23 protein-coding genes and 1 tRNA gene are annotated in these 23,416 nt (G+C 38.7%); 19 read left to right on the forward strand and 5 right to left on the reverse strand.

Annotation, left to right across the window (positions count from 1 at the left end; all coding sequences use genetic code 11):
• The first annotated feature begins 1 nt into the window (after nucleotide 1).
• The 12 genes from fusA (at nucleotide 2) to CVT07_RS03175 (ending at nucleotide 12,480) form a co-directional block, all read left to right on the forward strand.
• The gene (gene fusA / locus CVT07_RS03120) at nucleotides 2-2,080 is read left to right on the forward strand and encodes an elongation factor G (RefSeq protein ID WP_103570830.1); all 2,079 of its coding nucleotides are present in this window, start codon (nucleotides 2-4) and stop codon (nucleotides 2,078-2,080) included.
• Nucleotides 2,081-2,158: 78 nt separating this feature from the next.
• A tRNA-Arg gene (locus CVT07_RS03125) sits at nucleotides 2,159-2,235 on the forward strand.
• A gap of 117 nt (nucleotides 2,236-2,352) precedes the next feature.
• Nucleotides 2,353-3,000 (forward strand): tRNA 2-selenouridine synthase, encoded by a 648-nt coding sequence (locus tag CVT07_RS03130; RefSeq protein ID WP_107937282.1) that lies wholly within the window; start codon nucleotides 2,353-2,355, stop codon nucleotides 2,998-3,000.
• Nucleotides 3,001-3,088: 88 nt separating this feature from the next.
• Nucleotides 3,089-4,501 (forward strand): thioredoxin reductase, encoded by a 1,413-nt coding sequence (locus tag CVT07_RS03135; RefSeq protein ID WP_230855734.1) that lies wholly within the window; start codon nucleotides 3,089-3,091, stop codon nucleotides 4,499-4,501.
• 80 nt (nucleotides 4,502-4,581) lie between these two features.
• Entirely contained in the window at nucleotides 4,582-4,959 is a 378-nt protein-coding gene (locus tag CVT07_RS03140) for a rhodanese-like domain-containing protein (protein ID WP_103609658.1), read from the forward strand.
• Between the two features lie 152 nt (nucleotides 4,960-5,111).
• Nucleotides 5,112-5,546: a Dps family protein gene (locus CVT07_RS03145; protein ID WP_002941158.1), complete on the forward strand. Its 435-nt coding sequence runs from the start codon at nucleotides 5,112-5,114 to the stop codon at nucleotides 5,544-5,546.
• Between the two features lie 83 nt (nucleotides 5,547-5,629).
• Nucleotides 5,630-6,217 carry a hydrogenase-4 component G gene (locus tag CVT07_RS03150; protein WP_107937280.1) on the forward strand — a complete coding sequence of 196 codons (588 nt, stop codon included), beginning with the start codon at nucleotides 5,630-5,632 and terminating at the stop codon, nucleotides 6,215-6,217.
• 124 nt (nucleotides 6,218-6,341) lie between these two features.
• Nucleotides 6,342-6,779, forward strand: coding sequence for a hypothetical protein (locus tag CVT07_RS03155; RefSeq protein ID WP_087583701.1), 438 nt, complete (start codon nucleotides 6,342-6,344; stop codon nucleotides 6,777-6,779).
• Nucleotides 6,780-7,047: 268 nt separating this feature from the next.
• The gene (locus tag CVT07_RS03160) at nucleotides 7,048-8,253 is read left to right on the forward strand and encodes an OprD family outer membrane porin (protein ID WP_107937278.1); all 1,206 of its coding nucleotides are present in this window, start codon (nucleotides 7,048-7,050) and stop codon (nucleotides 8,251-8,253) included.
• A 93-nt stretch (nucleotides 8,254-8,346) separates the two neighbouring features.
• Nucleotides 8,347-8,904 (forward strand): c-type cytochrome, encoded by a 558-nt coding sequence (locus CVT07_RS03165; RefSeq protein WP_009294491.1) that lies wholly within the window; start codon nucleotides 8,347-8,349, stop codon nucleotides 8,902-8,904.
• Nucleotides 8,905-8,949: 45 nt separating this feature from the next.
• Nucleotides 8,950-12,045 carry a cytochrome c biogenesis protein CcsA gene (gene ccsA / locus CVT07_RS03170; protein WP_107937276.1) on the forward strand — a complete coding sequence of 1,032 codons (3,096 nt, stop codon included), beginning with the start codon at nucleotides 8,950-8,952 and terminating at the stop codon, nucleotides 12,043-12,045.
• A complete protein-coding gene (locus tag CVT07_RS03175; protein ID WP_107937274.1) occupies nucleotides 12,046-12,480 on the forward strand; it encodes a fatty-acid--CoA ligase in 435 nt (144 codons plus the stop codon). It abuts the gene before it with no gap.
• Nucleotides 12,481-12,702: 222 nt separating this feature from the next.
• Here CVT07_RS03175 and CVT07_RS03180 read toward each other — a convergent pair whose 3' ends face one another.
• A complete protein-coding gene (locus CVT07_RS03180; RefSeq protein ID WP_196375755.1) occupies nucleotides 12,703-12,888 on the reverse strand; it encodes a hypothetical protein in 186 nt (61 codons plus the stop codon).
• Between the two features lie 506 nt (nucleotides 12,889-13,394).
• Between CVT07_RS03180 and CVT07_RS03185 the strand changes: the two genes are divergently transcribed.
• Both CVT07_RS03185 and CVT07_RS03190 read left to right on the forward strand, forming a co-directional pair.
• A complete protein-coding gene (locus tag CVT07_RS03185; protein WP_107937270.1) occupies nucleotides 13,395-13,985 on the forward strand; it encodes a hypothetical protein in 591 nt (196 codons plus the stop codon).
• Nucleotides 13,986-14,018: 33 nt separating this feature from the next.
• Nucleotides 14,019-14,636 carry a hypothetical protein gene (locus CVT07_RS03190; protein WP_230855735.1) on the forward strand — a complete coding sequence of 206 codons (618 nt, stop codon included), beginning with the start codon at nucleotides 14,019-14,021 and terminating at the stop codon, nucleotides 14,634-14,636.
• 33 nt (nucleotides 14,637-14,669) lie between these two features.
• Here the strand turns inward: CVT07_RS03190 and CVT07_RS03195 are convergent, their stop codons facing one another.
• Genes CVT07_RS03195 through CVT07_RS03210 form a run of 4 tightly spaced genes read right to left on the reverse strand, consistent with a single transcriptional unit; the run spans nucleotide 14,670 to nucleotide 18,310 of the window.
• Nucleotides 14,670-15,137 (reverse strand): phosphatidylglycerophosphatase A family protein, encoded by a 468-nt coding sequence (locus CVT07_RS03195; protein WP_107937268.1) that lies wholly within the window; start codon nucleotides 15,135-15,137, stop codon nucleotides 14,670-14,672.
• A gap of 8 nt (nucleotides 15,138-15,145) precedes the next feature.
• Nucleotides 15,146-16,327: a sulfate adenylyltransferase gene (locus tag CVT07_RS03200; protein ID WP_107937266.1), complete on the reverse strand. Its 1,182-nt coding sequence runs from the start codon at nucleotides 16,325-16,327 to the stop codon at nucleotides 15,146-15,148.
• Complete coding sequence (locus CVT07_RS03205) at nucleotides 16,305-17,195, reverse strand: response regulator (RefSeq protein ID WP_107937264.1); 891 nt, start codon at nucleotides 17,193-17,195, stop codon at nucleotides 16,305-16,307. The genes CVT07_RS03200 and CVT07_RS03205 overlap by 23 nt, the downstream gene beginning before the upstream one ends.
• Entirely contained in the window at nucleotides 17,192-18,310 is a 1,119-nt protein-coding gene (locus CVT07_RS03210) for a bifunctional 2-C-methyl-D-erythritol 4-phosphate cytidylyltransferase/2-C-methyl-D-erythritol 2,4-cyclodiphosphate synthase (protein ID WP_107937262.1), read from the reverse strand. Before CVT07_RS03210 ends, CVT07_RS03205 begins: the two co-directional genes overlap by 4 nt.
• A gap of 147 nt (nucleotides 18,311-18,457) precedes the next feature.
• On the opposite strand from CVT07_RS03210, the gene thiC reads away from it, so the two are divergent.
• From thiC to CVT07_RS03235, 5 genes are all read left to right on the forward strand, one after another.
• Complete coding sequence (gene thiC / locus CVT07_RS03215; protein ID WP_107937260.1) at nucleotides 18,458-19,753, forward strand: phosphomethylpyrimidine synthase ThiC; 1,296 nt, start codon at nucleotides 18,458-18,460, stop codon at nucleotides 19,751-19,753.
• Nucleotides 19,747-20,847, forward strand: a complete 1,101-nt coding sequence (locus tag CVT07_RS03220; RefSeq protein ID WP_107937257.1) for an Mrp/NBP35 family ATP-binding protein — start codon at nucleotides 19,747-19,749, stop codon at nucleotides 20,845-20,847. Before thiC ends, CVT07_RS03220 begins: the two co-directional genes overlap by 7 nt.
• Nucleotides 20,848-20,993: 146 nt before the next feature.
• Nucleotides 20,994-21,260 carry an ACT domain-containing protein gene (locus CVT07_RS03225; protein ID WP_002939508.1) on the forward strand — a complete coding sequence of 89 codons (267 nt, stop codon included), beginning with the start codon at nucleotides 20,994-20,996 and terminating at the stop codon, nucleotides 21,258-21,260.
• A 9-nt stretch (nucleotides 21,261-21,269) separates the two neighbouring features.
• Entirely contained in the window at nucleotides 21,270-22,607 is a 1,338-nt protein-coding gene (locus CVT07_RS03230) for a PFL family protein (RefSeq protein ID WP_021085933.1), read from the forward strand.
• A 103-nt stretch (nucleotides 22,608-22,710) separates the two neighbouring features.
• The gene (locus CVT07_RS03235; RefSeq protein ID WP_107937255.1) at nucleotides 22,711-23,400 is read left to right on the forward strand and encodes a cytochrome-c oxidase; all 690 of its coding nucleotides are present in this window, start codon (nucleotides 22,711-22,713) and stop codon (nucleotides 23,398-23,400) included.
• Nucleotides 23,401-23,416 lie beyond the last annotated feature (16 nt).

A 23,416-nucleotide genomic window follows, 5' to 3' on the forward strand; every position in this document is an offset into this window, starting at 1 on the left:
TATGGCAGAGAGAAAAACGCCTTTACATAAGGTAAGAAATATCGGTATTGCGGCTCACATTGATGCTGGAAAGACAACTACTAGTGAGAGAATTTTGTTCTTCACTGGTATGAGCCATAAGATAGGTGAGGTTCATGATGGCGCTGCTACTATGGACTGGATGGAGCAAGAAAAAGAGCGTGGTATTACTATTACATCAGCTGCAACTACGGCGTTTTGGAAGGGCTACCAAGTAAACCTAATCGACACTCCGGGACACGTTGACTTTACTATTGAAGTTGAGCGTTCTATGCGTGTTCTTGACGGTGCTGTTGCGGTATTTTGTTCTGTTGGTGGTGTTCAGCCACAGTCTGAAACTGTTTGGAGACAAGCAAATAAATATCACGTACCAAGAATCGTTTTTGTTAATAAAATGGACAGAATTGGTGCAAATTTTTTTAGAGTTGAAGAGCAGATCAGAGAAAGACTAAAAGCAAATCCAGTACCTATCCAAATTCCTATTGGTGCAGAGGACAACTTTAAAGGTGTGGTTGATCTTGTAAGAATGAAAGCATACGTTTGGAATGACGAGAAAAAGCCAACTGACTATGTAGAAGAAGAAATTCCAGCTGAAGTTAAAGAAAAAGCTGAAGAATACCGCGCAAAACTAATCGAAGCTGTTTCTGAGACAGACGATAGCTTGATGGAGAAATTCTTTGCAGGCGAAGAACTAACTGAAGAAGAGATCAAAAAAGGTATAAAAGCAGGCTGCTTAAGAATGACTATCACACCTATGCTTTGCGGAACTGCGTTTAAAAACAAAGGTATCCAACCTCTACTTGACGCAGTAGTTGATTATTTACCAGCTCCAGATGAGATCGCAGCAATAAATGGTGTTTATGAAGATGGCACTGAAGTGACTGTTGAAAGTACAGATGATGGCGAATTTGCCGCTCTTGCGTTTAAAATTATGACTGACCCATTTGTTGGACAGCTGACATTTATCCGTGTTTATAGAGGAAGCCTTGAAAGTGGTAGCTATGCTTACAACACAGTTCAAGACTGCAAAGAGAGAATCGGCCGCTTACTAAAAATGCACTCAAATAAACGTGAAGAGATTACTGAGCTTTTCGCTGGTGAAATCGGCGCTGTTGTTGGTCTAAAAAATACTCTAACAGGCGATACTCTTGCAAGTGAAAAAGATAAAGTTATCCTTGAGAGAATGGACTTCCCAGAGCCAGTTATCAGTGTCGCGGTTGAGCCAAAAACAAAAGCAGATCAAGAAAAAATGGCGATCGCTCTTCAAAAACTAGCTCAAGAAGATCCAAGCTTTAGAGTTAGCACTGACGAAGAGAGCGGACAAACTATCATTAGTGGTATGGGTGAGCTTCACCTTGAGATCATTGTCGATCGTATGCTTCGTGAATTTAAAGTTGATGCTGAAGTTGGTCAACCACAAGTTGCTTACCGCGAGACTATCCGTAAGGCAGTTGAACAAGAGTATAAGTATGCTAAACAATCAGGTGGTCGTGGTCAATATGGTCACGTATTCTTACGTATCGAGCCACTTCCAGCTGCTAGCGGATTTGAATTTGTTAACGACATCAAAGGTGGTGTTGTTCCAAAAGAGTACATCCCAGCTGTTGAAAAAGGTTGTAAAGAAGCGCTTCAAAGTGGTGTTCTTGCAGGATATCCAGTTGAAGATGTTAAAGTTACACTTTTTGATGGTAGCTACCACGAAGTTGACTCATCTGAAATGGCATTTAAGCTTGCTGCTTCTATGGGCTTTAAAGAGGGCGCTAGAAAAGCAGGTGCGGTTATCCTTGAGCCTATGATGAAAGTTGAAGTTGAGACTCCAGAAGAGTATATGGGTGATGTTATCGGTGACCTTAATAAGCGCCGTGGCCAAGTAAATTCAATGGATGATAGAAATGGTATAAAAATCATTGCAGCTTATTGTCCACTTGCTCAAATGTTTGGCTACTCAACAGATCTTCGCTCAATGACTCAAGGTCGTGCGACTTACTCTATGGAATTTGATCACTACGAAGAAGTTCCTAAAAACGTAAGTGAAGAGATCATTAAAAAGAGAAATGGCTAATTAGCCAAAATAGGGCAGAGCGATCTGCCCTTTAAAATTTAACTACTTGAGTAAAAATTTAAACTAACTTGCAAATTTGTCCTCATAGCTCAGCTGGATAGAGCGCAGAATTCCTAATTCTGAGGTCACAGGTTCGAACCCTGTTGGGGACACCATAGATAAATTATTTTTACATAAACCACTACATTTATCTGATATTAAACCATTTGAAAATAAGTCATAAAAATTTATAATAAAATATTCAAAACGAGTTTTTTAAAAGGATACTAGATATGAAATTTACTAGAGTTATGTTTTTGCTACTAACAAGCTTATTTTTAATAGCCTGTTCTGTAAATCAAACATATAACAATATAAGTGTTTCTGAGTTAAGAAAATTAGCTAAGAAACACGGTGGAGTTTATGTGTTTAATCAGAAATTTATTGATGAGATAGAAAAAAGAGAAGCTGAAAGAAAAGAGATGAGTAAAATACTAGGCGATAAGATAAGTTCAAATCCTAGAAAAATAAAACAAGGAGATAAATTTGTAACTATATATGATGTAAATATGACATTGATAAATGAAAAACTTCCCCAAATCCTCTCAAATGGCAAGCCATACTATACTCTTAGAACTTATCGTAAAGCTGTAAAATTATCAAAGGAATATGTTAATAAGGTGATAGACTATATAGGTCAAGATGATTATTCTAAATTTATGCCAGATATTAGTGTCTGGTCTTTTTATCTTGATGACAACGACAATATAGTGCCTATCGAACTCACAGTGACATATGACTATGAGGTTAAAATATATGGGCTATTTGGTGATGAAGGTAGAGGCTTTTATATGTCAAGAAAAGAGTCAAGATATGTGCCAGGCGGAAATAAATTTATCCTTACTAACGATAAATTTGAAAAAGTAAATAAAAATGAGTGAAATTTCAGTAAAAGAGTAATTAAATTTTAAATATAATCACGTAATATTTTATAATCATAACATGTAATACAGTATGAACGAGGCTTATATGGCAAAACAAAAAAATATAAAAAAAATAAAACATTCGTCTATAAACTACATAAATAAGCCAAGAGAAGATGCAGAAAATCTGCAAATCGAAAATAACAGCATTAATAAAAAATTTATGCTTGTTAGTTTGGCTCTAGTTGTGGTGGTAGCGGCAATAATATATTTTAAGGGAAAAAGCCATGATACTTATAGTGTTATGGCACTTAACGGCAGGGAAGTAAAAATAGATAAGAAAACAAATTTGATAGTCGCTAAAAAGAACGATGAAAGGCAATTAGCCCCAGAAGCTGCAGCCCAACTAGTCATAGACTCTCGCCAGATATTAAACTCGTCTCCGTATAGACACTATGAGCCAGAGTACTATGATACAAAGAGCGATTATGAGTCATTTAAAAAATGGCTAGACATAAGCTATCTTTCAAACTCTACTAAAATTTCACCTTGGACAAAGTCAGAAAAAGCCTACTTTGAGAGCTTAAAGACTAGAAAAGAGAGATATGCATACTTGGTAAAAAGAAGCAATCTAAAATGCGCAATGATACACATACCTGATGATGCCATAGGTTCAATGGGCTTAGAAGAAAAAGATAGTGATCCATTGTATAAGAAACTCTATGAAAACGTTAAGAATGGTAGCGCAAAGACATATTTCTTTGAAGGAGAGTGGGCTATATGTGCTGGAATGTTTGGAAGACCAAGTGATTTTTTAGGTGGTAGCCAAGAGGGATTTAAGGCAAGGAGATTTCAAAAACTTTTCTTGGCGGCTCAACTAGGAGAGGTGGGAACTCTAGAATATTTGGGTGATCGTTTTAAATACTCCACATACCAAATGGGTCTTAACAAAAATTTAAAGAAACTAGAGGAATTTGAAAAACTTTCTAATAATCCTCCACTAGACGAATTTGGCATGATACCTTATCTTGATGAGATAGTTGGTAACTACTTTGTGATGGATTTTAATAGAAAAGGTGTGGCAGCAATGCCAGACGACTCCTTTTATCAGCAGCTGTTGAAGATTATAGAGGATGAAAAAGAGCTAAAAGATCCAAGAGATATTGATGCAAACGAGACTACAAGGGAAGAATTTGTAAAGTATGTCAATAAAAATATAGGATCATATCAATATAAATTTGAAGAGTATGGCTTTTCAGATCTATGGGAGTATAGGGAAATGGAGGATTTTATAGATACAACCATCTTGGGCTCTTTGGTGATGTCATTAACGCCACCAGAGGGATATCCTAATGCACCGTACTACAACACACCAGAAGAGCTAACAAGACTATATGAGGCTGGTAAACTAGATAAGAAACTAAATCCTCTTATCCCTGTAATGTACAGAGATAGTTTTCCAAAAGATCTTAGACGAAAGATACTAAGATACGCAAAAGAGCATAATATAACGGACTAAATTTGAGCCATTATATAAAAATAGTTTTTTGGTTTAATAAAACAATGCTAACATTTCAAAAATTTATTTAAGGAGAGTAGATGAAAAAAATTTTACTTTTAGGAGCTGTTTGTTGTATGTTGTCAGCTGATGTTAAAACTGTTAATATAAGCCCAGATGAGATCAAAAAATATGATCAGATCGTTGATATTAGAACTCCATCTGAATGGCAAGAGACTGGCATCATAGCTAGTGCTAAGACCATCACTTTTGATCCAAGTAACAAGAGTGCATTTTTAGATGAGCTTTCAAAGGCGGTTGATATCAAAAAGCCTATCGCTCTTGTTTGTAGAAGTGGTAGAAGAAGCACAGCAGCAGCTGCAGCGATAGATAGCACAGATCTTAAGATTATAAATTTAGATGGTGGCATGAGTAGTTTGATCGAACAAGGCTACAAAACTACACCTTATAAAAAATAGACAAATTTCTAAATTCTACATTTGACTACAAGATAAATTTATTTTGTAGTCAAAATTTATACTAAATAATAAATTTTATTATTTGATTAACCAGTGATTAACTCTAAGTCAATATAATTTCATCACATTTAAACAATAAAGAAGGAGACAAAATGTCAAAAGTTATTTTACAGTTAAACACAATTCAGGCTGATGCAAACGCACTTTATATCAAATTTCATGATCTTCACTGGAATGTAAAAGGTATTCAATTTTTTAGCGTCCACGAGTATACCGAAAAAGCTTATGAGGATATGAGTGAGATTTTTGATGACGCAGCTGAGAGAGCTCTTATGCTTGGCGGCAGACCTATCGTCAAGGCTGAGGAGCTAGCAAAAGTCGCTCACATAAAACACGAGCCAAAAGAGAGCTACACTCCGACTGAGGTTTTGGATATTGTTTTGGCTGATTACAAGCACCTTTTGGGCGAGTTTAAAAAGCTTGATGAGCTTGCAGAGGGTGACACAACAACTCAGATGTACGCACAAGATCAAATAGCTAAATTTGAAAAAGCCATCTGGATGCTAAACGCAACACTTGGTAAATAATCATAGCGGGAGCTCTCCCGCTTTACCCTAAATAAATTCCACCTTTTGGCGATATAGTTTTTATAAACTTATAGGAGCCAAATATGCAAATCAGTCAAATCGTAAGCTCATACAACACTTCAAGTGTAAAAGAAAATGTAAAATCAGAAATTTCGCTTCATAAAGATGAAAAAGAGGTTTCTAAAAAGCAGCCTGAGGTTTCAAATTTAAGCGCAAAAGAGATATCAAATAGCTACTTTTTGCAGTATCAAAAAGATATTACTCAAAATGCTAGCTCAAATTTACTAGCCCAAGGTGGTCTAAACTTTAGTGTGCCTGAAAATTTATCAGACATTTTATCTGGACTCGATCTAGCAGGTATCGGCTATAACGGCAAAGCTCTAGGAGAGCTAAGTAGTGATGAGGCGAGCGAGCTAGTTAGTGAAAATGGCTTTTTTGGCATCGCAAATACGGCTGATAGGATAGCTGGTTTTGTGCTAAATGGCGCAGGTGATGATGTGGAGAAGCTAAAAGCTGGTAGAGAGGGCGTGGCAAATGGTTTTGAGGATGCAAAGAAAATTTGGGGCGGAGAGCTTCCTGAAATTTCACAAAAGACTATCGAAAAGACTCTTGAGGCGCTCGATAAAAAGATCGCTGAGCTTGGCGGTAACGTCTTAAACGTATCAGCCTAATTTTCTTGGGGTCTCTCCCAAGAAATTTATATATTAATGTAAGCACAAAACCCAAATTTTAAAAACCCGCAAATTTTATTTAATCTTAAAAGCTATACTTTTCTCTTTATATTAAGGAGAAAAGATGAAAGCTAAAATTTTACTTCCTCTAGCAGTAGCCACTATGTTTTTGGGATGTTCATTTTTTGATGACAACCCGCCAGTTCGCAAGCAACCAAGGCAAGCTACTAAAACTATACCTGCAAAAAGCTCCATCAAAGGCTTCATAAAAGATGTTAGCTATAAAGATTCGAAATACTGCTACGAGATAGTAGCCAGCGACGTGAAAAATCACAAACTAAACAAAGCTAATTTTTGTGCAAACAGATATTATTACGATAAGGGCGATCTTGTCTATGCGACTTTTTACGCAGATAAGCTCATAGACATGCTTCTTATAAAAGAGGGCGGCTCTAGAGGCGCATATAATGGCATAAGAAAACCGCAAAATGAAGTAGTCGTTAAAAGAAAAAATATAAAAACAAATATCGAAGTGCCAAAAGAGGAGAAAATTTCTTTTTAGATTACCGTTGATTTACTGCTAGCATATATAATTTCATCAGCAATCAAAACTAGAACTCCTTTTAAGGGGCAAAGCAACGGCCCCTTTTTCTTTTTATCCCCTTTTTAAAAGTCTCATTTGTAAAAGATAAATTATCAAAATATACCTCTTTTTGGTCAAAATCGGTAAACAATCGGTAACAAAAATGCAAAATTTTATGATTTTTTAAGCTTCATCTTAAAATTTATTGATTATAATTGCCAACACAAATACCCTAAAAGGAGAAAAAATGAAACTAACAAAAATTAGTTTGGCTGCTTTGGTTGCTTTAGGTGCGTTTTCAAGTGTAGCGAGTGCTACTCCACTTGAAGAAGCTATAAAAAATGTAGATCTTTCAGGATTTGCAAGATATAGATATACAAATACTCACGAGAAAAATACAGTAGCAAAAAATGTTACAAAAGGTAGCGTTGCAAATCATCAGTTCAGAATGATTACTAATTTTAAGGCTGCTATTGACGATAACTTCTTTGGTGTTATAGGTCTTAGATATAACACTAATGATGGCTCAGGTGATAATGCAGGTGCAGGTACAGACAAAGCACTTACTGAAAAAGCATTTAATGTTTATCAATTCTATCTAGGTTATAAAGTAGGCAACACTACTATAACAGCTGGCAAGCAACTTATAAGCTCATACTTTACTAATGATGCAGTTGGTACAGGTGTTAGAGTAGTAAATAAAGACATTGAAGGTCTTACGCTTACAGCTTTAGCTTTTGATGCAATTGAAGGTGAACAAGGTTGGAGCAATGGTGATTTATATTCTGTAACGACTAATTTAAATAGCTATGATGTTGGTAACCTATATGCAGCTGGTATTGCTGGTTCATACGATCCAGTAAATTTCCAACTATGGTATGCTAGTTTAACAAACCTAGCTGACGTACTTGCAGCTGATGTTTCAGCAAATTTTGCTATAACTAACGATGTATCTTTAGGCGCAAGACTTAACTATGCACATAGCCAAGCTGATACAAGTGCAAAAAATGCTCTTGGTTACGATGATGGTAACTTCTATGCTGGCGAACTTTCAACTTCACTATTTGGTCTTGATTTAGCTGCTGGCTATATTGGCTACAAAACTCAAAACTATCAAGATGGTAAATATTCAGCATTTACATTTGAAGATCAAGGTGGCTTAATCGACGCTGGCGAAGATGTATTTGACTGGACACGTGCAGAAGGTAAGGGTAGTTACTTCTATGCAACAAGTGCATATACATTTGATAAATTTACAGCTGGTTTAGATTATATCAAAGGTAGTTACAAAACAGATGAGAAGACTAAAGTTGAGGAATTTGTTCCAAGATTTGCTTATCAATACAACAAAAAGTTGAAATTTAGCTCATTCTATGCCTTTAAAACAGAAAAAGAGCATGACGGAGAAAACAAAGCTGACAAATTTAGATTTGAAGCTAAATACTCATTCTAATTCATAGCTCGTTAATCAACTTATGATATAATCCCGGGTCGGAGCAATCTGATCCGGGATTTTTAAATTTAGAGCAAAATTTCAAGGAAACTCATGAAAAATATCAAAATTTCTTTTTTGGCGTGTTTTTTGGTGGCAAATGCCTTTGCAGCTTCTCAGGTTTATTATATAGAAGCTCGTGGCGAGTTTGGTAAAGAGCTTGCCGAGATGGCAAAAAAGCAGGCTAATGACAGAAATGAAAAAGTAAATGTCTATGTCGATGAAGATCCAAGACGCTATAAAGACAATAGAATTTTAAAATTAGGCGTTGATAGAAAAGGTAGATATAGTGTCTCTTTAGGAAAAGAGCTTTATGAGAAACAATGTGCTAGCTGTCATGGCGAAAGCGCAGATAAAAGACCATTTGGCTCAACACCACTTAAAAACATGGATGCTAAAGATATAGAAGATAGCATCATCTCTTATAGAAGTGACTCAAGCTTTGGTGGTAGCGGTAAAAACGTGATGCAAAACCAAGCCAAGATCGTCTCAAACAACGATCTTGGTGCAATACTAGCTTATCTAAAAGGCAAAGATGCACTTGCAGATCAAGATACAAACGAAAATAAACCAGTTTCAACCGAAACAAAGCAGGGCAGTTATTTAAGATAAATTTCACTTCGGTAGCTTTGCCACAATATAAATAAAAGGAAGCAGATGTTAAATCCAAAAACATTATTTTTAAGTATGGGCTCAGCTATCGTTTTGATGATAATCTTTGCCGTAGCTAGCGGAGCCGCCACAATAATAGAGAGCAAAACCAGCACCGAAGCAGCTTGGTACTATGTTTATGGCGCTAGCTGGTTTGCGCTCATTCAACTACTTCTTGGTATAAATTTAGCCTTTAACATCTTTAGATACAACCTAATCGATCCTAAAAAACTGCCATCGCTCATCTTTCACTTAGGTTTTATCGTCATCTTAATCGGTGCTGGCATCACAAGATACCTTGGCTTTGAAGCTGATATGCATATACGTGAAAACACTGCTTCAAATGTTGTTAGTACGAAGGTTTCGTATATAAATTTAACAGCGCTTAACGACAAAGGTGAGGAGATCAGCTCAGCTATGCCTTTAGGACTTGCTGATGTAAAGAAGGGCTTTGATCTAAAGCTAAAAACAGCAGACGGTGAGGCTAGTTTAAAATTTAAAGAATTTGTGCCAAATGCAAGTTATAAATTTGTAAATGATGATAGCGGAAAGCCTGTCGTTGAGTTTGTAGTCTCAAACGAGAGCGAAAGTGAAGAGATATTTTTACTTGAAGAAGAAGAGGCGAGAGTTGGAGATATCAGCTTTATCTTTAATGCCAAGCCAGATGAAAATAAAAAATATGTTCTTTTTAGACTAAATGATGGAAATTTCACAGTTACTTCAAATGTCGATCTTTCAAAATTTACTATGGCAGATAGCTCAAAAACTGAGCTAAAAGCTGGCAGTGTGAATGAATTTGGCACAGGCAGCCTATATACTATCTCAAATATAAATTTCGCCCCAAGGCTAGTCTCAGCGCACGCCACAAGAAAGCTAGTTAGCTCAAAGGATAGCGAGTTTAATGCGTTGATAGCTGAGCTAAACTACAAAGGTGAGAGTAGAGAGATGCATGTATTTTACAACCTAATGGAGCCTTCACGTATCGCTGTGGCTGGACAGAAATTTAACGCTTCATGGGGAGCTCAGCAGATAAAACTCCCATTTAGCCTCTACCTAAAGGACTTTGAGCTAAAAAGATATCCTGGCTCAAATTCTCCTATGAGCTACTCAAGTGAGGTTGTGGTAAAAGATGGCACGAATGATCCTGGGTTTGATTATAGAATTTATATGAACCACGTGCTTGATTATGATGGATATAGATTTTTCCAAAGCTCATACGATACTGACGAGAAAGGCACGATCCTCTCTGTCAATAAAGACCCAGGCAAGATCCCAACATATATCGGATACTTTTTGCTAGGTCTTGGCTTCTTGCTAAATGTCATAAATCCTAACAGCCGCTTTAGAAAGCTTGCAAAACTAATAGATAATGAATCAACAAAAGGCGGTAAAAAAGTGGCTGCGCTCATAGCTGTCTTACTTTTAGGCTTAAATTTTAGCTCGCTAAGGGCAGAGGACTTCTTGCCGCATATCAGCAAAGAGCATGCAGACAAGCTTGCTAGGCTTATCGTGCAAAGTCCAGATGGCAGGATGAAGCCATTTGATACGCTTAGCAAAGAGGTTTTAAACAAAATTCATAGAGGCGAGAGCATAGGTAGCCTAAATTCAAACCAAGCGATGCTTTCTATAATGGTAACGCCTGATTTCTGGCGAAATGAGAAGATCATCGCACTTGGTCAAAGCAAGGAGCTAAAAAAAGAGCTAGGCGTCGATGAGAATGCAAGATACGCAAGCTTTGATGAATTTTTTAAAGCGACAAAAGATGGTGGAAGCGAGTATAAACTAACAAAATTTGCCGAGATAGCAAACCGCAAACACCCAGGCTCACGCAATACTTTTGACAAAGATGTGATAAAGATCGACGAGAGACTAAATGTATTTTATATGATATTTATCGGTGAAATTTTCAAAATTTTCCCAAAACAAGATGATCCGTCAAATTCTTGGTATTCGCCAGCTAGTGCGATGATGTACTTCTCGCCAAAAGAGGCTGAGCTAGTAGTTGGCATGATGAGAGAGTACTTCTCAGCTGTTGATGCAGCCTCAAAGGATAATGACTGGAGCAAGGCGGATGCGGCGCTTGAGAAAATTTCAGCCTATCAGCACAAATACGGCGCTGCTGTCATGCCAAGTGAGAAAAAGATAGATATAGAAATTTTATTTAATAAATTTCAAGTATTTGATCGCTTGACGCCGATATATCTTTTGGCTGGTCTTGCACTTTTGCTATTTGTTTTTGTCAAGATGCTAGCACCAAAAGTGCAGATAAATGGCATAGTTAAAGCGGTATATGTTATAAATTTACTAGCCTTTCTTGCGCACACAGTTGGTCTTGGTCTTCGCTGGTACATCGCTGAGCACGCCCCTTGGAGTAACGCCTACGAGTCGATGGTCTATATCGCTTGGGCACTTGGTCTATCTGGTATCATCTTTGCAAAACGTAGTCCGATCGCACTTGCGCTTACCTCTATATTGGCTGGTGTTACGCTATTTGTTGCGCACCTTAGCTGGATGGATCCGCAGATCACGACACTTGTGCCTGTACTTCAGAGCTATTGGCTAACTATCCACGTCTCTATCATTACTGCAAGTTATGGATTTTTAGGTCTTTGTGCGTTGCTTGGTGGCTTTACTTTGCTACTTATCATCTTACAAAACAAGAAAAAGCCAAATGCAGAGATCGCACGCAATATCACTGAAGCGACACGTATAAATGAGATGGCGATGATACTTGGCCTTAGCTTACTTACGCTTGGAAACTTTTTAGGCGGCGTCTGGGCAAATGAGAGCTGGGGTAGATACTGGGGCTGGGATAGCAAGGAGACTTGGGCGCTAGTTTCGATCCTTGTCTATGCGGCAGTGCTTCACATGAGATTTATACCAAAGCTTAATAATCAATACGCATTTGCTGTTGCCTCATTTTTTGCCTATTGGTCGATCATAATGACCTATTTTGGGGTAAATTTCTATCTAGCTGGCATGCACTCATACGCAGCTGGAGATCCGCTTCCGGTGCCTGATTTCGTCTGGATAAGCATCGCCATTATGATAGCGATGAGCGTTCTTGCATTTACGAAACGCTCTCTTTGCACAAGGTTATAGATGCTTCTTAAAGGCTTGATAGTCTTTTTTGTCTTTTTGCTTATAGTGGCCATTTGCGCGCTAATCTATCTTTTGCTAAAAAACAAAGATCATCAAGTCTTAACAAGAGGACTAGAAGCTGAGAGTGAAGAAGAGATCACGATCGAAAAGCTTGAAGAGCTTGCTAGCGATAAAACTCTAAGCAAAAACGAGCTTTTCGAGCTTATACAAATTTTTGGAGAGAAATTTATAATACCAGCGAAAAAAAATCAGGTCGCTCCAAAAGAAGCTAGCAACTACATAAATTTTATAATCCTAATCTGCTCTCACCAAAATGCCGACGCAAAGCTTATTAGCTTTTTGGACAAAGAGGCTAAAAAGAAAAATCCAAGCTATGTTGCAGAGATCGAAGATAGCGAGAGGATAGGCATAGAAAACCGCAAAAATCGCAGGTAAAAATTAAAAATCAAATAATTAGCTTATTGTTTTTTATGCTTTGAGCTTATTTTGTAAGTAAAAAACAAAATTATATTTTGATTGATGAAATTTTTTGAATTATTATGATAGTTTTATTTAAAGTGATGTTAATAATCTTTTAATAAAAATAAGCATTGCTAAGATAAAGAAATAAAATTTAATGGGAGCTTATATGTTTTTAAGTTACTTGATGCAAATATTTTATGGAATTTTGTTTTCTGCTGTTCCATTCTTAATATGGATACTTTTAGTGTTATTTAGTAAGAGACAAAATATCAAAGTTTTTGCTAATACTTTTGATATAGTTGGTATTAATATTATTACGCCCATCTTGTTTTTATTTTCTCTAGCTCCCCTTCTTTCTGATGCTGGAGAATATGCTGGCATTATAAACACTCTTATTTATATACCCATTGGAATTTTTGTGTTTTATGTTTTTTATAGTTTATGTGTTTGCATTCAGTATAATTTTGGTTATTGGCATTGGATCTTAGCGTTATTTCTTAGATTTTGTTGTTTTGTATTGATAATTATTGGTTTTCTGTTTTTTTATTCCAATATGTAGTGATTGCGAAAATAGTAGAGAAATAACATTTAGAAAATATGTTAAAATTTAGTTTGGTAGATCAGTTTATATCTTCTGTTAAAAATATCTTTACTAAAGTGCAAGATCTATTTATAGTGATACGGAACCTAAAGATGTCAAGGATAGTGAAACAATAGATAAAAATAATACAAAGATATAGGAAGTTTTAGCTCGGTTCATTTCAAGTTCAAGACTGTACAAATTTGTATTAAATAAAAGTTGTAATGACTAGTTTAAAATTGTAAAAATTAGCGTGTATATTATATAATTTTCATTTCTTATAAAATAAATTTTTAAAGGTTTAGTCATGTATTTGGTCCCTGATAATTACGCTGTAAATTCTTTCTTGAGTTTGGTTGTGATCATGCTTTTTTTTGTAGCGATTTTTTTCTCACTCATTTTAGTTGGTCGGAGAAATATTAAGGTTTATGCTAATAAATTTGATCTCTTGGGTATACATTTAATTTTCCCATTTATTATATTTCCTCTTACGTTTGAGTCGTTTATAAATATCGTTGCATCTTTTCTTGATATTAATACTGATACGAAAATCGTAGTTGGGGTTCTAATAATATTGTCTTTGATTATTTTTTATATCATCTATAGTTTTTGGGTTTGTATTAAGTATAATTGCGATCCTATAAACTGCATAATAGCATTGTTGTTAAGATTTCAAGGTATTGTATTTCTCTCGCTTATTTATGTGATTTTTTTGGGTGGGAAAAGTCATGATAAAAAAGACAAAGAGATAATCCCTGAAAATATGAAAACTTTAAACCTTTTTGATCAATTCAGATTTTCTTTATATAGTTTTGTTGCTGTTAGAAAAATTTTTGATAAGGAAAAGTCTGCTTATGTGGTGAAAAATACCGCAAGAAAAGTGAATGATTTTATATAATAGATGCAAGCAAAAATTTAAAAAGAGTATGAAATGATTGATGATATTTACTTATTTTTATATATGGGTTTAATTGTTTTTATTCTCATTTTATTTCCTGCTATTGCTATCTTTTCTGCTGGCAAGCGAAATATAAAAGTTTATCTGAGTAAATTTGATCTAGTTGGACTGCATCTCATTTTTCCGCTCGTGATATTTCCCATTTTTGTGGCTATATATTGCGCAGTATGTGAGTATTTTGACGTTTCTAATAATGATGGGTTATCTTATATTTTTTACACTATGCTTTTTATAATAGCCACTTACGCCATTTTTGGCTTTTACGTTTGCATTAAATACAATCACGGCTTTTTAAACTGCTTTTGGGCGTTACTTTTAAGATTTAACTTCATGACCCCGCTTGTTTATTTGCTATTTTTAGGTGGCAAAGGACGTGACAAAAATGGCAATGAGATAACCCCTGAAAATGCAAAAAATTTAAGCCTTTTTGTAAAGCTTAGATTTTCGCTTTATAATATGATCGTCTTTAGAAAAAATTATGACAAAGATAAAGTTGCAGGCAGGGATGAGATAAATTCTAACGATAAAGTTCTAGTCTCAAAAGAAGAGTGGGATGAGTTTTTAAAATGGAAAAATAGTAGAGAGAGTTAAATTTAAAAAGAGCCAGCAAGATGCTAGCTCAGCTTACGGCAAAACTACGCCAAATTTCATAGCCACATCATATATCATTGCGCTAATAATGCCAGCGAAAAATCCAGCAACCATATCATCGCCCATGACGCCAAGTCCGCCCTTTACGTTGCGATCGATCCTGCCAATGATCGAAGGCTTTTTGATATCAAGCACTCTAAAAAGCACGAGCGAGAGAACTAGCTGTGAGATCGTCGCTCCGCTAATGGCGATAGCAAGCCAAACACCAGCAACCTCGTCGATCACGATAAAGCTCTCGTCGTGTGAATTTACCTTTTTTTCAAAATCATCAATGACGCTGATGCTTACCAAAAATAGCAAAATGCTAGCTAGTAAAAGCGTGGTCGCTGAGAAAAAATATAACACAAAATAAGCCACCACAGCTCCAGCCACCGAGCCCCAAGTGCCAGGTGCCTTTGGTAAAAGTCCAAATCCAAAAAATGTCAAAAATATCTTTTGCATAAATTTCCTTAAGTGAGTGATGATGTCTGGTAGAGCTTCATAAGCTCCTCGTAAAAGTCGCGGTCGGTCTTGTTTTCAAGCAGCCCAGAATTTACAAAGAGATCGTCGCAGAGCTTTTGTATATCTTTAAAGCGATTTACATAGAGCTTGCTTAAGATGAGCGCTGAAATTTCAGGCCTTACTAGTATGGCTGGTGGCATGATGCCGTTAAATAGCAGCTCTTTGATCACGTCTGGGTGGTATTTGATCTGGTGGTGCTGTCCGTGTGGGCAGCTTTTGGTGCTAACTAGCGTCTTGCACTTGTTGCAATAAACGAGCTCTGGCAGGACGATCACGTCTAAATTTAGATCGTTTTTGTAGATGTCAAGGATCGTATGAACTTCGTTGTGGTCAAAAAACATGCCGATGCCTGAGTGGTTTTGTCCGATGACTAGCTTATTTGCGCCAAGTCTTGAAGCTGCGATGCACTCAAGCGTTGGGTTGGCGTGCGAGCTAAAAAGGGTCGTGTTTTTTAGCGCAAAGACAAAGACCTTTTTTGTCGGCAGATAGTTTTGGTTAAAAAAGTCAAGCACTTGCTTTCTGATCTCGTAATCAATATGCCTCTCTTCGCGCGTTCTGATGAGAAAAACGACCACGAGATCAGCCTTATCGATAGTCATCCTAACTAGGCGTTCATGCGCGCGGTTAAATGGATCGGCTGTTAAAAATACGGCAGTTATCTTTTTAGCGCCGCTTTCGGCTATGAGCTCATTAAGTGCTTTTTTGCTCTCTTGCATGCTCTCATCATATAGCTCAAACTCGCCACTTATGCCGTATTTACCCAAATTTAGTGACATTTCGCTGTTTGACTCATTTGCTAAAAATATATTTTTAGCTCGCATGCTCTCGTCAAATTTAAAGACCTTTGCCACGTCGATGTGCCCAACGATCTTGCCGTCCATATTTAAATTTACTCTTTGGCCAGCATGCAGCTTGCTAGCGATATTTTGATTGACCTCGCCAAATGGAGCAAAGCCAAAAGAGTAGGGCATCGGTTCGCCGTTAAAGTAGCCCTTTTTTGCCACCTCTTTGATCTGCTCGTCGTCCATCAGGGCGCTAAAATTTGAGAGAATTTTGTTTTTGATAAGCTCTAAGGCGCCATAAACTTCGGTGTTTATAGAAATTTCACTATTTTTTCTTGCTGACGTCATATTTCTTTCTCTTTTCCCAAAGTGATTTTCTAGAAATTCCAAGCTTTTTGCTAAGCTCGGTGTCGGGGAATTTATCTTGATAATTAACGATGATATATTTTATATATTCATCGATCGTGACGATCTCGCCGATGTCAAAATTCTTATCTCGGATGGAGAGTTCAAGCTCCTCAAATGGCGCATTTTGCGCAAAATCGCTAGTTTGGATAGCCACTTTTTTCTTTTTGCAAAGCTCTAAAATTTTCTCTTTTTCATCCTCTTTTAGCTCTTCGAGATTTGTGATGTATATTAGCTCGTCGCCACTTTGAGCAAGTGCTTTTTCAAGCTCGCTAAAACAGGCTTTGCCTAAAAACAAAAATGGCAAATTCCCAGCCTTTACATAGTTAAAGATAAATTTATCGCTGTAGCCATTTTTGCTTGATTTTAAAAGAAGTGGAAATTTGATCTTTTTGGTTTCAAAACAAGGTATCTCATAGTCTTTGAGGGCGAAATTTATATAGTTTTCGTAGTTTTTTATCTCGTTTTTAAAGCCTCTAAACTCTTCAAAATGCCTTATCTTTCTAACAAGCTCTTCTATCATAAATGGCTTTTGTATGTAATCCACCGCACCCGCTTGTATCGGCTTTAGCACGGTGTCGCTGTTGATGTAGGCGATGAGTAAGATGATTATAGAGCTTTTAAATTTCTCTATGACTGGGTAGAAGTCCTGCCCTGGGAGTGTGGTAGAAAGTAACACTACGTCAAAATTTTCAAATTTCAAAGCCTCTTTGACGCTCTTTGCGATCTCGCAGTCGTAGCCAAAGTCAGCTAGTTTGCTAGCCATCGAGCCAGCTAGGTAAATTTCGTTTTCTACTATTAAAATTTTCATATTTGTGTCCAGTTGTAAAATTTAAGGCTAGCACTTGCTATGACAGCGATCCCCTCGCATCTGCCCACAAAGCCAAGCCCCTCAGTTGTCGTAGCCTTTACATTTATGCGGCTTTGGCTTAAATTTAGAGCCTGCGCGATGTTTGCCTCCATTTTTGATTTTAGCTTTGAGATTTTTGGCTTTTGCGCCATTATCGTGATATCAGCATTTGTTAGTACAAAGCCCACGCTTTGCACTCTTTTATAAGCTTCTTGCAGCAAAAAAATGGAGCTAATATCTTTAAATTTAGCGTCCGTATCAGGAAATAATTCGCCTATGTCGCCAAGCCCAGCAGCTCCTAAAATGGCATCAGTTAGCGCATGAAGTGCCACATCGCCGTCGCTGTGAGCCTTTAGTCCAAACTCATAGTCGATCTTTTCGCCACAAAGCACAAGCGGACGACCTTTTTCAAACTCATGCACGTCAAAGCCGTTACCTACAAAGAGCTCATTTTCTGGTGCTTTTAGGGCTGAAATTTTGGCAAGATCCTCTTTAAAAGTGATCTTTCTAGCCATCTCATCGCCCAATATGTGCCAAACGCTTGCGCCAATGGCTCTCATAGCCGAGCTATCATCTGTGTAAATTTCGCCGCTACTAAGAGCATTTTTAAGAAGTGCTGTGCGCGAGAGCTGCGGTGTTTGGATAAGTTTTACCTTTTCTCTGTCGATTGCATTTTCGCCAAGATAGGCAGTGTCTGCGATCTTTAGCGCAGGTACCACGCAGTCAGCCTGAGCGGCCGCCTCGATGATCTTGTGAAAGAGCTCGCTTGATATGCAAGGGCGCGCGATGTCGCTAACTAGGACAAATTCGCTACTTACTAGCTCAAGTGCGTTTTTTAGGCTATCTTGTCTTGTCTCGCCGCCATCAACAAATTTATAATTTGGAGCAAATTTAGACATATATTTGCACTCTTTACTAACGACGATGATCTCCTTAAATGTGTAAAAGTTACTCAAATTTTTAGTGGCAAATAGCCAAAGTGGGTCGCTGCCGATGCGAAGCCATTGCTTCTTTACAGGTAGCTCAAAACGGCTGGAATTTCCTGCTCCTAGCATTATAAGTGAGATATCAAGCAAGGTAGCTCCTTTGAAGATTGTTACGGAATTATACACCTAAAAGCTAAATATTTCTTTTTATAGAAATAAATTTAAGGCTAGCATTTAGTTAGATCAAAACAAAAAAGGACTAAAATGAGCCTTTAAATTTTAAAAAAAAGGCTAGTCATGACAAAGACGCAGATGCACTATGCTAGGCGAGGTGAGCTCACAAAGCAGATGAGCTATGTGGCAAAGATCGAGGGAGTGAGCGAAAATTTAGTGATGGATGAGGTGGCAAAAGGTAGCATCATCATCCCAGCAAACGTAAATCACACAAATTTAAAGCCTATGGGCATAGGCAGAAAGCTAAAGACGAAAATCAATGCAAATATCGGCAACTCAAGCCTAAGTAGTGACATTTGCGCGGAGCTTAGAAAGCTTGAAATTTGCTTAGAATTTGGCGCTGATACGGTTATGGATCTAAGCACGGACGGCGATTTAGACGCTATTAGAAGCGCTATCATAGAGCATTCAACCGTGCCAGTTGGCACGGTGCCGATGTATGAAATTTTAAAAGAGGCAAAAGAGGTTACAAATATCACAAATGAGCTAATTTTAAGCGTGCTAGAGAAGCAAGCAAGGCAAGGGGTTAGTTACTTTACGATACACGCTGGCTTTTTGCGTGAGTTTTTGCCACTTGTGAAAAAGCGTAAAATGGGCATAGTTAGCCGTGGTGGCAGTTTGAGCGCGAGCTACATGTCAAAGCTAAATAGGCAAAATCCATTTTATGAGATTTTTGATCAAATTTTAGAAATTTGCGCAAAATACGACGTCTCACTCTCGCTTGGCGACGGACTTCGCCCAGGATGTCTTTATGACGCGACAGACGAGGCACAGCTTAGTGAGCTAAAGGTGCTTGGAGAGCTTACGCTTCGTGCGTGGCAAAAAGATGTGCAAGTGATGATAGAGGGTCCTGGTCATGTGCCATTAAGTCAAATTGAGTATAATATGAAAATCGAACAAGAGCTCTGCCATGACGCCCCATTTTACGTGCTTGGACCGCTTGTTAGCGATATCGGCGCGGGGTATGATCATATCACGTCGGCTATTGGTGGCACGATGGCGGCATATCACGGCGCTAGCATGCTTTGCTACGTGACGCAAAAAGAGCACCTAGGACTACCAAATGAAAATGACGTAAGAGAGGGCATCGTAGCTCACAAGATAGCAGCTCATGCCGCAGACGTCGCGCTTGGCAAGGCTGGAGCTATCGAAAAAGACCATGCGATGAGTGACGCTAGATACGCATTTGACTGGAACAAGCAGTTTGAGCTTAGCTTTGATCCAAAAAAGGCTAGAGAGCTTCACGATGAGAGCTTGCCAGAAGATGCGTTTAAGAGCGCTCATTTTTGTTCGATGTGCGGACCAAAATTTTGTGCATATAAAATTTCAAAAGATCTAATAAAAGGAGAAAAATGTTAAATAAAGAAGAGGTCTTAAATAGACTAAAGGGCGTCATATATCCGGGATTTGAGAAGGATATAGTTAGCTTTGGCTTTGTGAAAAACATTGAGATCGGCGATAAAATATTAATCGAAGTCGAGATCGTTAGCTCAAGCCCAGAGGTGGCAAACGAGCTAAAAACAGACATCAAACGTGTCATGGGCTCAAACGAGTACGTGCTAAATTTGATCCAGCCAAAGATACCTGAGGAGAAAAGTAACACTCAAAGTGGCAAAAATATCGCGCCACAAGTTAAAAATTTCGTAATGGTAAGCTCTGGCAAAGGCGGCGTTGGTAAATCAACCACAACGCTAAATTTAGCCATCTCAATGGCAAAACTAGGCAAAAAAGTGGGAATTTTGGACGCTGATATCTACGGACCAAACATCCCAAGAATGCTTGGCGAAGTAAATACCCAGCCACAAGTCGTTGGCAACAAGCTAAAGCCGATACTTAGCCATGGCGTGGAGATGATGAGTATGGGCGTTTTGATGGAGGAGGGCATGAGCCTTATCTGGCGTGGCTCGATGATCATGAAAGCGATCGAGCAGCTGCTAAGGGACGTGCTTTGGAGCGAGCTTGATGTATTGTTTCTCGATATGCCTCCAGGAACGGGCGACGCGCAGCTAACCCTAGCTCAAAGCGTGCCAGTAACAGCAGGTGTCTGCGTCACAACGCCTCAAGTAGTAGCACTTGATGATAGCAAGCGTGCGCTTGATATGTTTGAGAAGCTCCACATCCCAATCGCTGGCGTCATCGAAAACATGAGCGGCTTCATCTGCCCAGATAATGGCAAAGAGTATGACATCTTTGGCAAAGGCACGACTGAAGAAGTAGCAAAGGCTTACAACACTCAAATTTTAGCTGAAATTCCTATCGAGCCAGCTGTTAGAGTGGGCGGCGATAATGGCAAGCCAGTTAGCTTCTATGAGCCAAACTCAGTCACTGCAAAACGCTATGAGAGCGCAGCTGCAAGGCTTTGGGAGATGATAGAAAATATAAATAACGGCGGTGGGGCTGATAACTCAGCGATACAGCCGGTAAATGACGGCAAGAGTGCTTGCTCGAAGTAAATTTACAAAAGATAAAATTTAGAGCAAATTTAAAATTTGCCAGTTTAAATTTGGCTACCAAAATTTAGCTTTGCTTGGTGCTTAGTTTAAATTTTGGAGCCAAAATGCACTTTAAAAAATAAATTTAAAATTTAATAGGAGAAAAGATGAAAGCGATCGTAACCGTAGTCGGAAAAGATAGAGTTGGCATCGTTGCTGGTGTCTCAGCAAAGCTTAGCGAGCTAGGGCTAAACATAGATGATATAAGTCAGACTATTTTGAGCGACTTTTTCACGATGATGGCGGTGGTTTCAAGTGATGAAAATAAGGACTTTACAGCCTTAAGAGCGGAGCTAGATAAGCTTGGAGAGAGCCTAAAAGTAAAGATAAATATCCAAAGCTCAGCCATCTTTGATGCGATGCACAAAATTTAAGGACAAAAGATGGATATCAAAAATGTAACCGAAACTATCTCGATGATCGAGGAGCAAAATTTTGACATCAGAACGATCACGATGGGCATTAGTTTGCTTGACTGCATCGACCCTGACATCAATAAAGCCTGCGATAAAATTTACGCAAAAATCACCACTAAAGCCAAAGACCTAGTTAGAGTGGGCAACGAAATTTCTGCCGAGCTAGGCATACCAATCGTCAATAAAAGAGTGAGCGTGACGCCTATCTCGATAATCGGCGCCGCAACGGACGCAAAAGACTACGTGATGATCGCAAAGACGCTTGATAGGGCGGCTATTGAGGTTGGTATTGATTTTATAGGTGGTTTTTCGGCTCTAGTGCAAAAGGGCTATCAAAAGGGCGATGAAATTTTGATAAATTCTATCCCGCAAGCGCTCGCACAAACTGCAAAAGTGTGCTCAAGTGTCAATGTCGGCTCAACAAAAAGTGGCATAAATATGAGCGCAGTGCGTGATATGGGGCGCATCATAAAAGAGACGGCAGCAGCTTCAGAGATGGGCTGTGCGAAGCTTGTTGTCTTTGCAAACGCAGTCGAGGACAATCCTTTCATGGCTGGTGCATTTCACGGCGTGGGCGAGGCTGACGTGGTGATAAATGTCGGCGTTTCAGGCCCAGGAGTGGTAAAAAGAGCGCTTGAAAAGGTGCGTGGCGAGAGCTTTGACGTGGTGGCTGAGACTGTGAAAAAGACGGCGTTTAAGATCACACGTATCGGTCAGTTAGTCGGTCAAATGGCGAGCGAGCGCCTTGGGGTTAAATTTGGTATCGTCGATCTCTCTCTTGCTCCAACGCCAGCTGTGGGCGACTCGGTGGCTCGTGTGCTTGAGGAAATGGGGCTTGAAGCTGTTGGTACGCACGGCACGACTGCGGCACTTGCTCTGCTAAACGACGCAGTCAAAAAAGGTGGCGTCATGGCGTGCAATCAAGTGGGCGGCTTAAGCGGCGCGTTTATCCCAGTCTCAGAGGACGAGGGCATGATAGCTGCGGTGCGCGCAGGATCGCTAAATTTAGAAAAGCTTGAAGCGATGACGGCGATATGCTCGGTTGGACTTGATATGATCGCCATACCTGCGGATACGCCAAGCGAGAGTATAGCTGCGATGATCGCTGATGAGGCGGCTATCGGCGTGATAAATCAAAAAACAACGGCCGTTCGTATCATACCTCTTGGACGTGAGGGCGATATGATCGAGTTTGGCGGTCTTTTAGGAAGAGCGCCTGTGATGAAGATAAATAAAGCTTCAAGTGCCGATTTCATCGCTCGTGGCGGACAAATTCCAGCACCTATTCATAGTTTTAAAAACTAATCTTCAAAGTCCGCTTTAAATTTGCGGACTTTTTCTTAAATTTACCCCGACTTTTCAACTGCTTTTAGTTAAAATAATAAAAATTTTAAACTAAGGAGCTAAAATGAAAATTTTATCACTGCTTACGGCGCTACTTTTTGGAGCGGTATGTGGCTTTGCAAACGACGGCAAAGTAAGAAGTATCGACATCTACGTGACACCATACTACTCAGCAAATGCTGGCAAGGTGGAGTATGTCAAGGTCTATGACAAGATAGATGAGCTGCTAAAAAGTGACAAAGAAGAAGACTTCAAAAAGGCAGAAAAGATCGTGCAAGACGCCCCACAAATGGTCTCTCCGATAACTCTTTTTGTCCTCTCAGCTCGTGCATACGACCTCGGACTTCGCGATGATGCGGTATTTTGGTTTTATGCGGCAAAAAACCGCGCGATCTTGCTAAGAGGTGTTATAGACATGGAGGGCGAGAAATTTACTGACGTGGTGGCTGCGATAGGGGCGTTTATGAAGCTTGTTGGCGACGTGGTCAATCCTTATGCATTTTGCGATATCAAAAAGCAACAAGAGATCGCTGATAAAGCGCTTGAATGGACTAAGAAAAATGCCTATGAAGCGATGTTCTCACCAGAATTTAGCTCGCCTCACGAAGATAGAAAAGCAGCCCTTGCAAAAGGCATAGAAAAGCTAGAAGCGCGCAATAAAAAAGAGAAAGATTATTTTTTAGATAAAGACAATCTTGCTAACTTTAAAGCTATGCGCAAGCAAAATGGCACTGATGAGAAATTTTGCTTTTAAGTAGCGAGAAAAACTG

Origin of the sequence: Campylobacter concisus (assembly GCF_003048875.2) — a bacterium.
Taxonomy (GTDB): domain Bacteria; phylum Campylobacterota; class Campylobacteria; order Campylobacterales; family Campylobacteraceae; genus Campylobacter_A; species Campylobacter_A concisus_AU.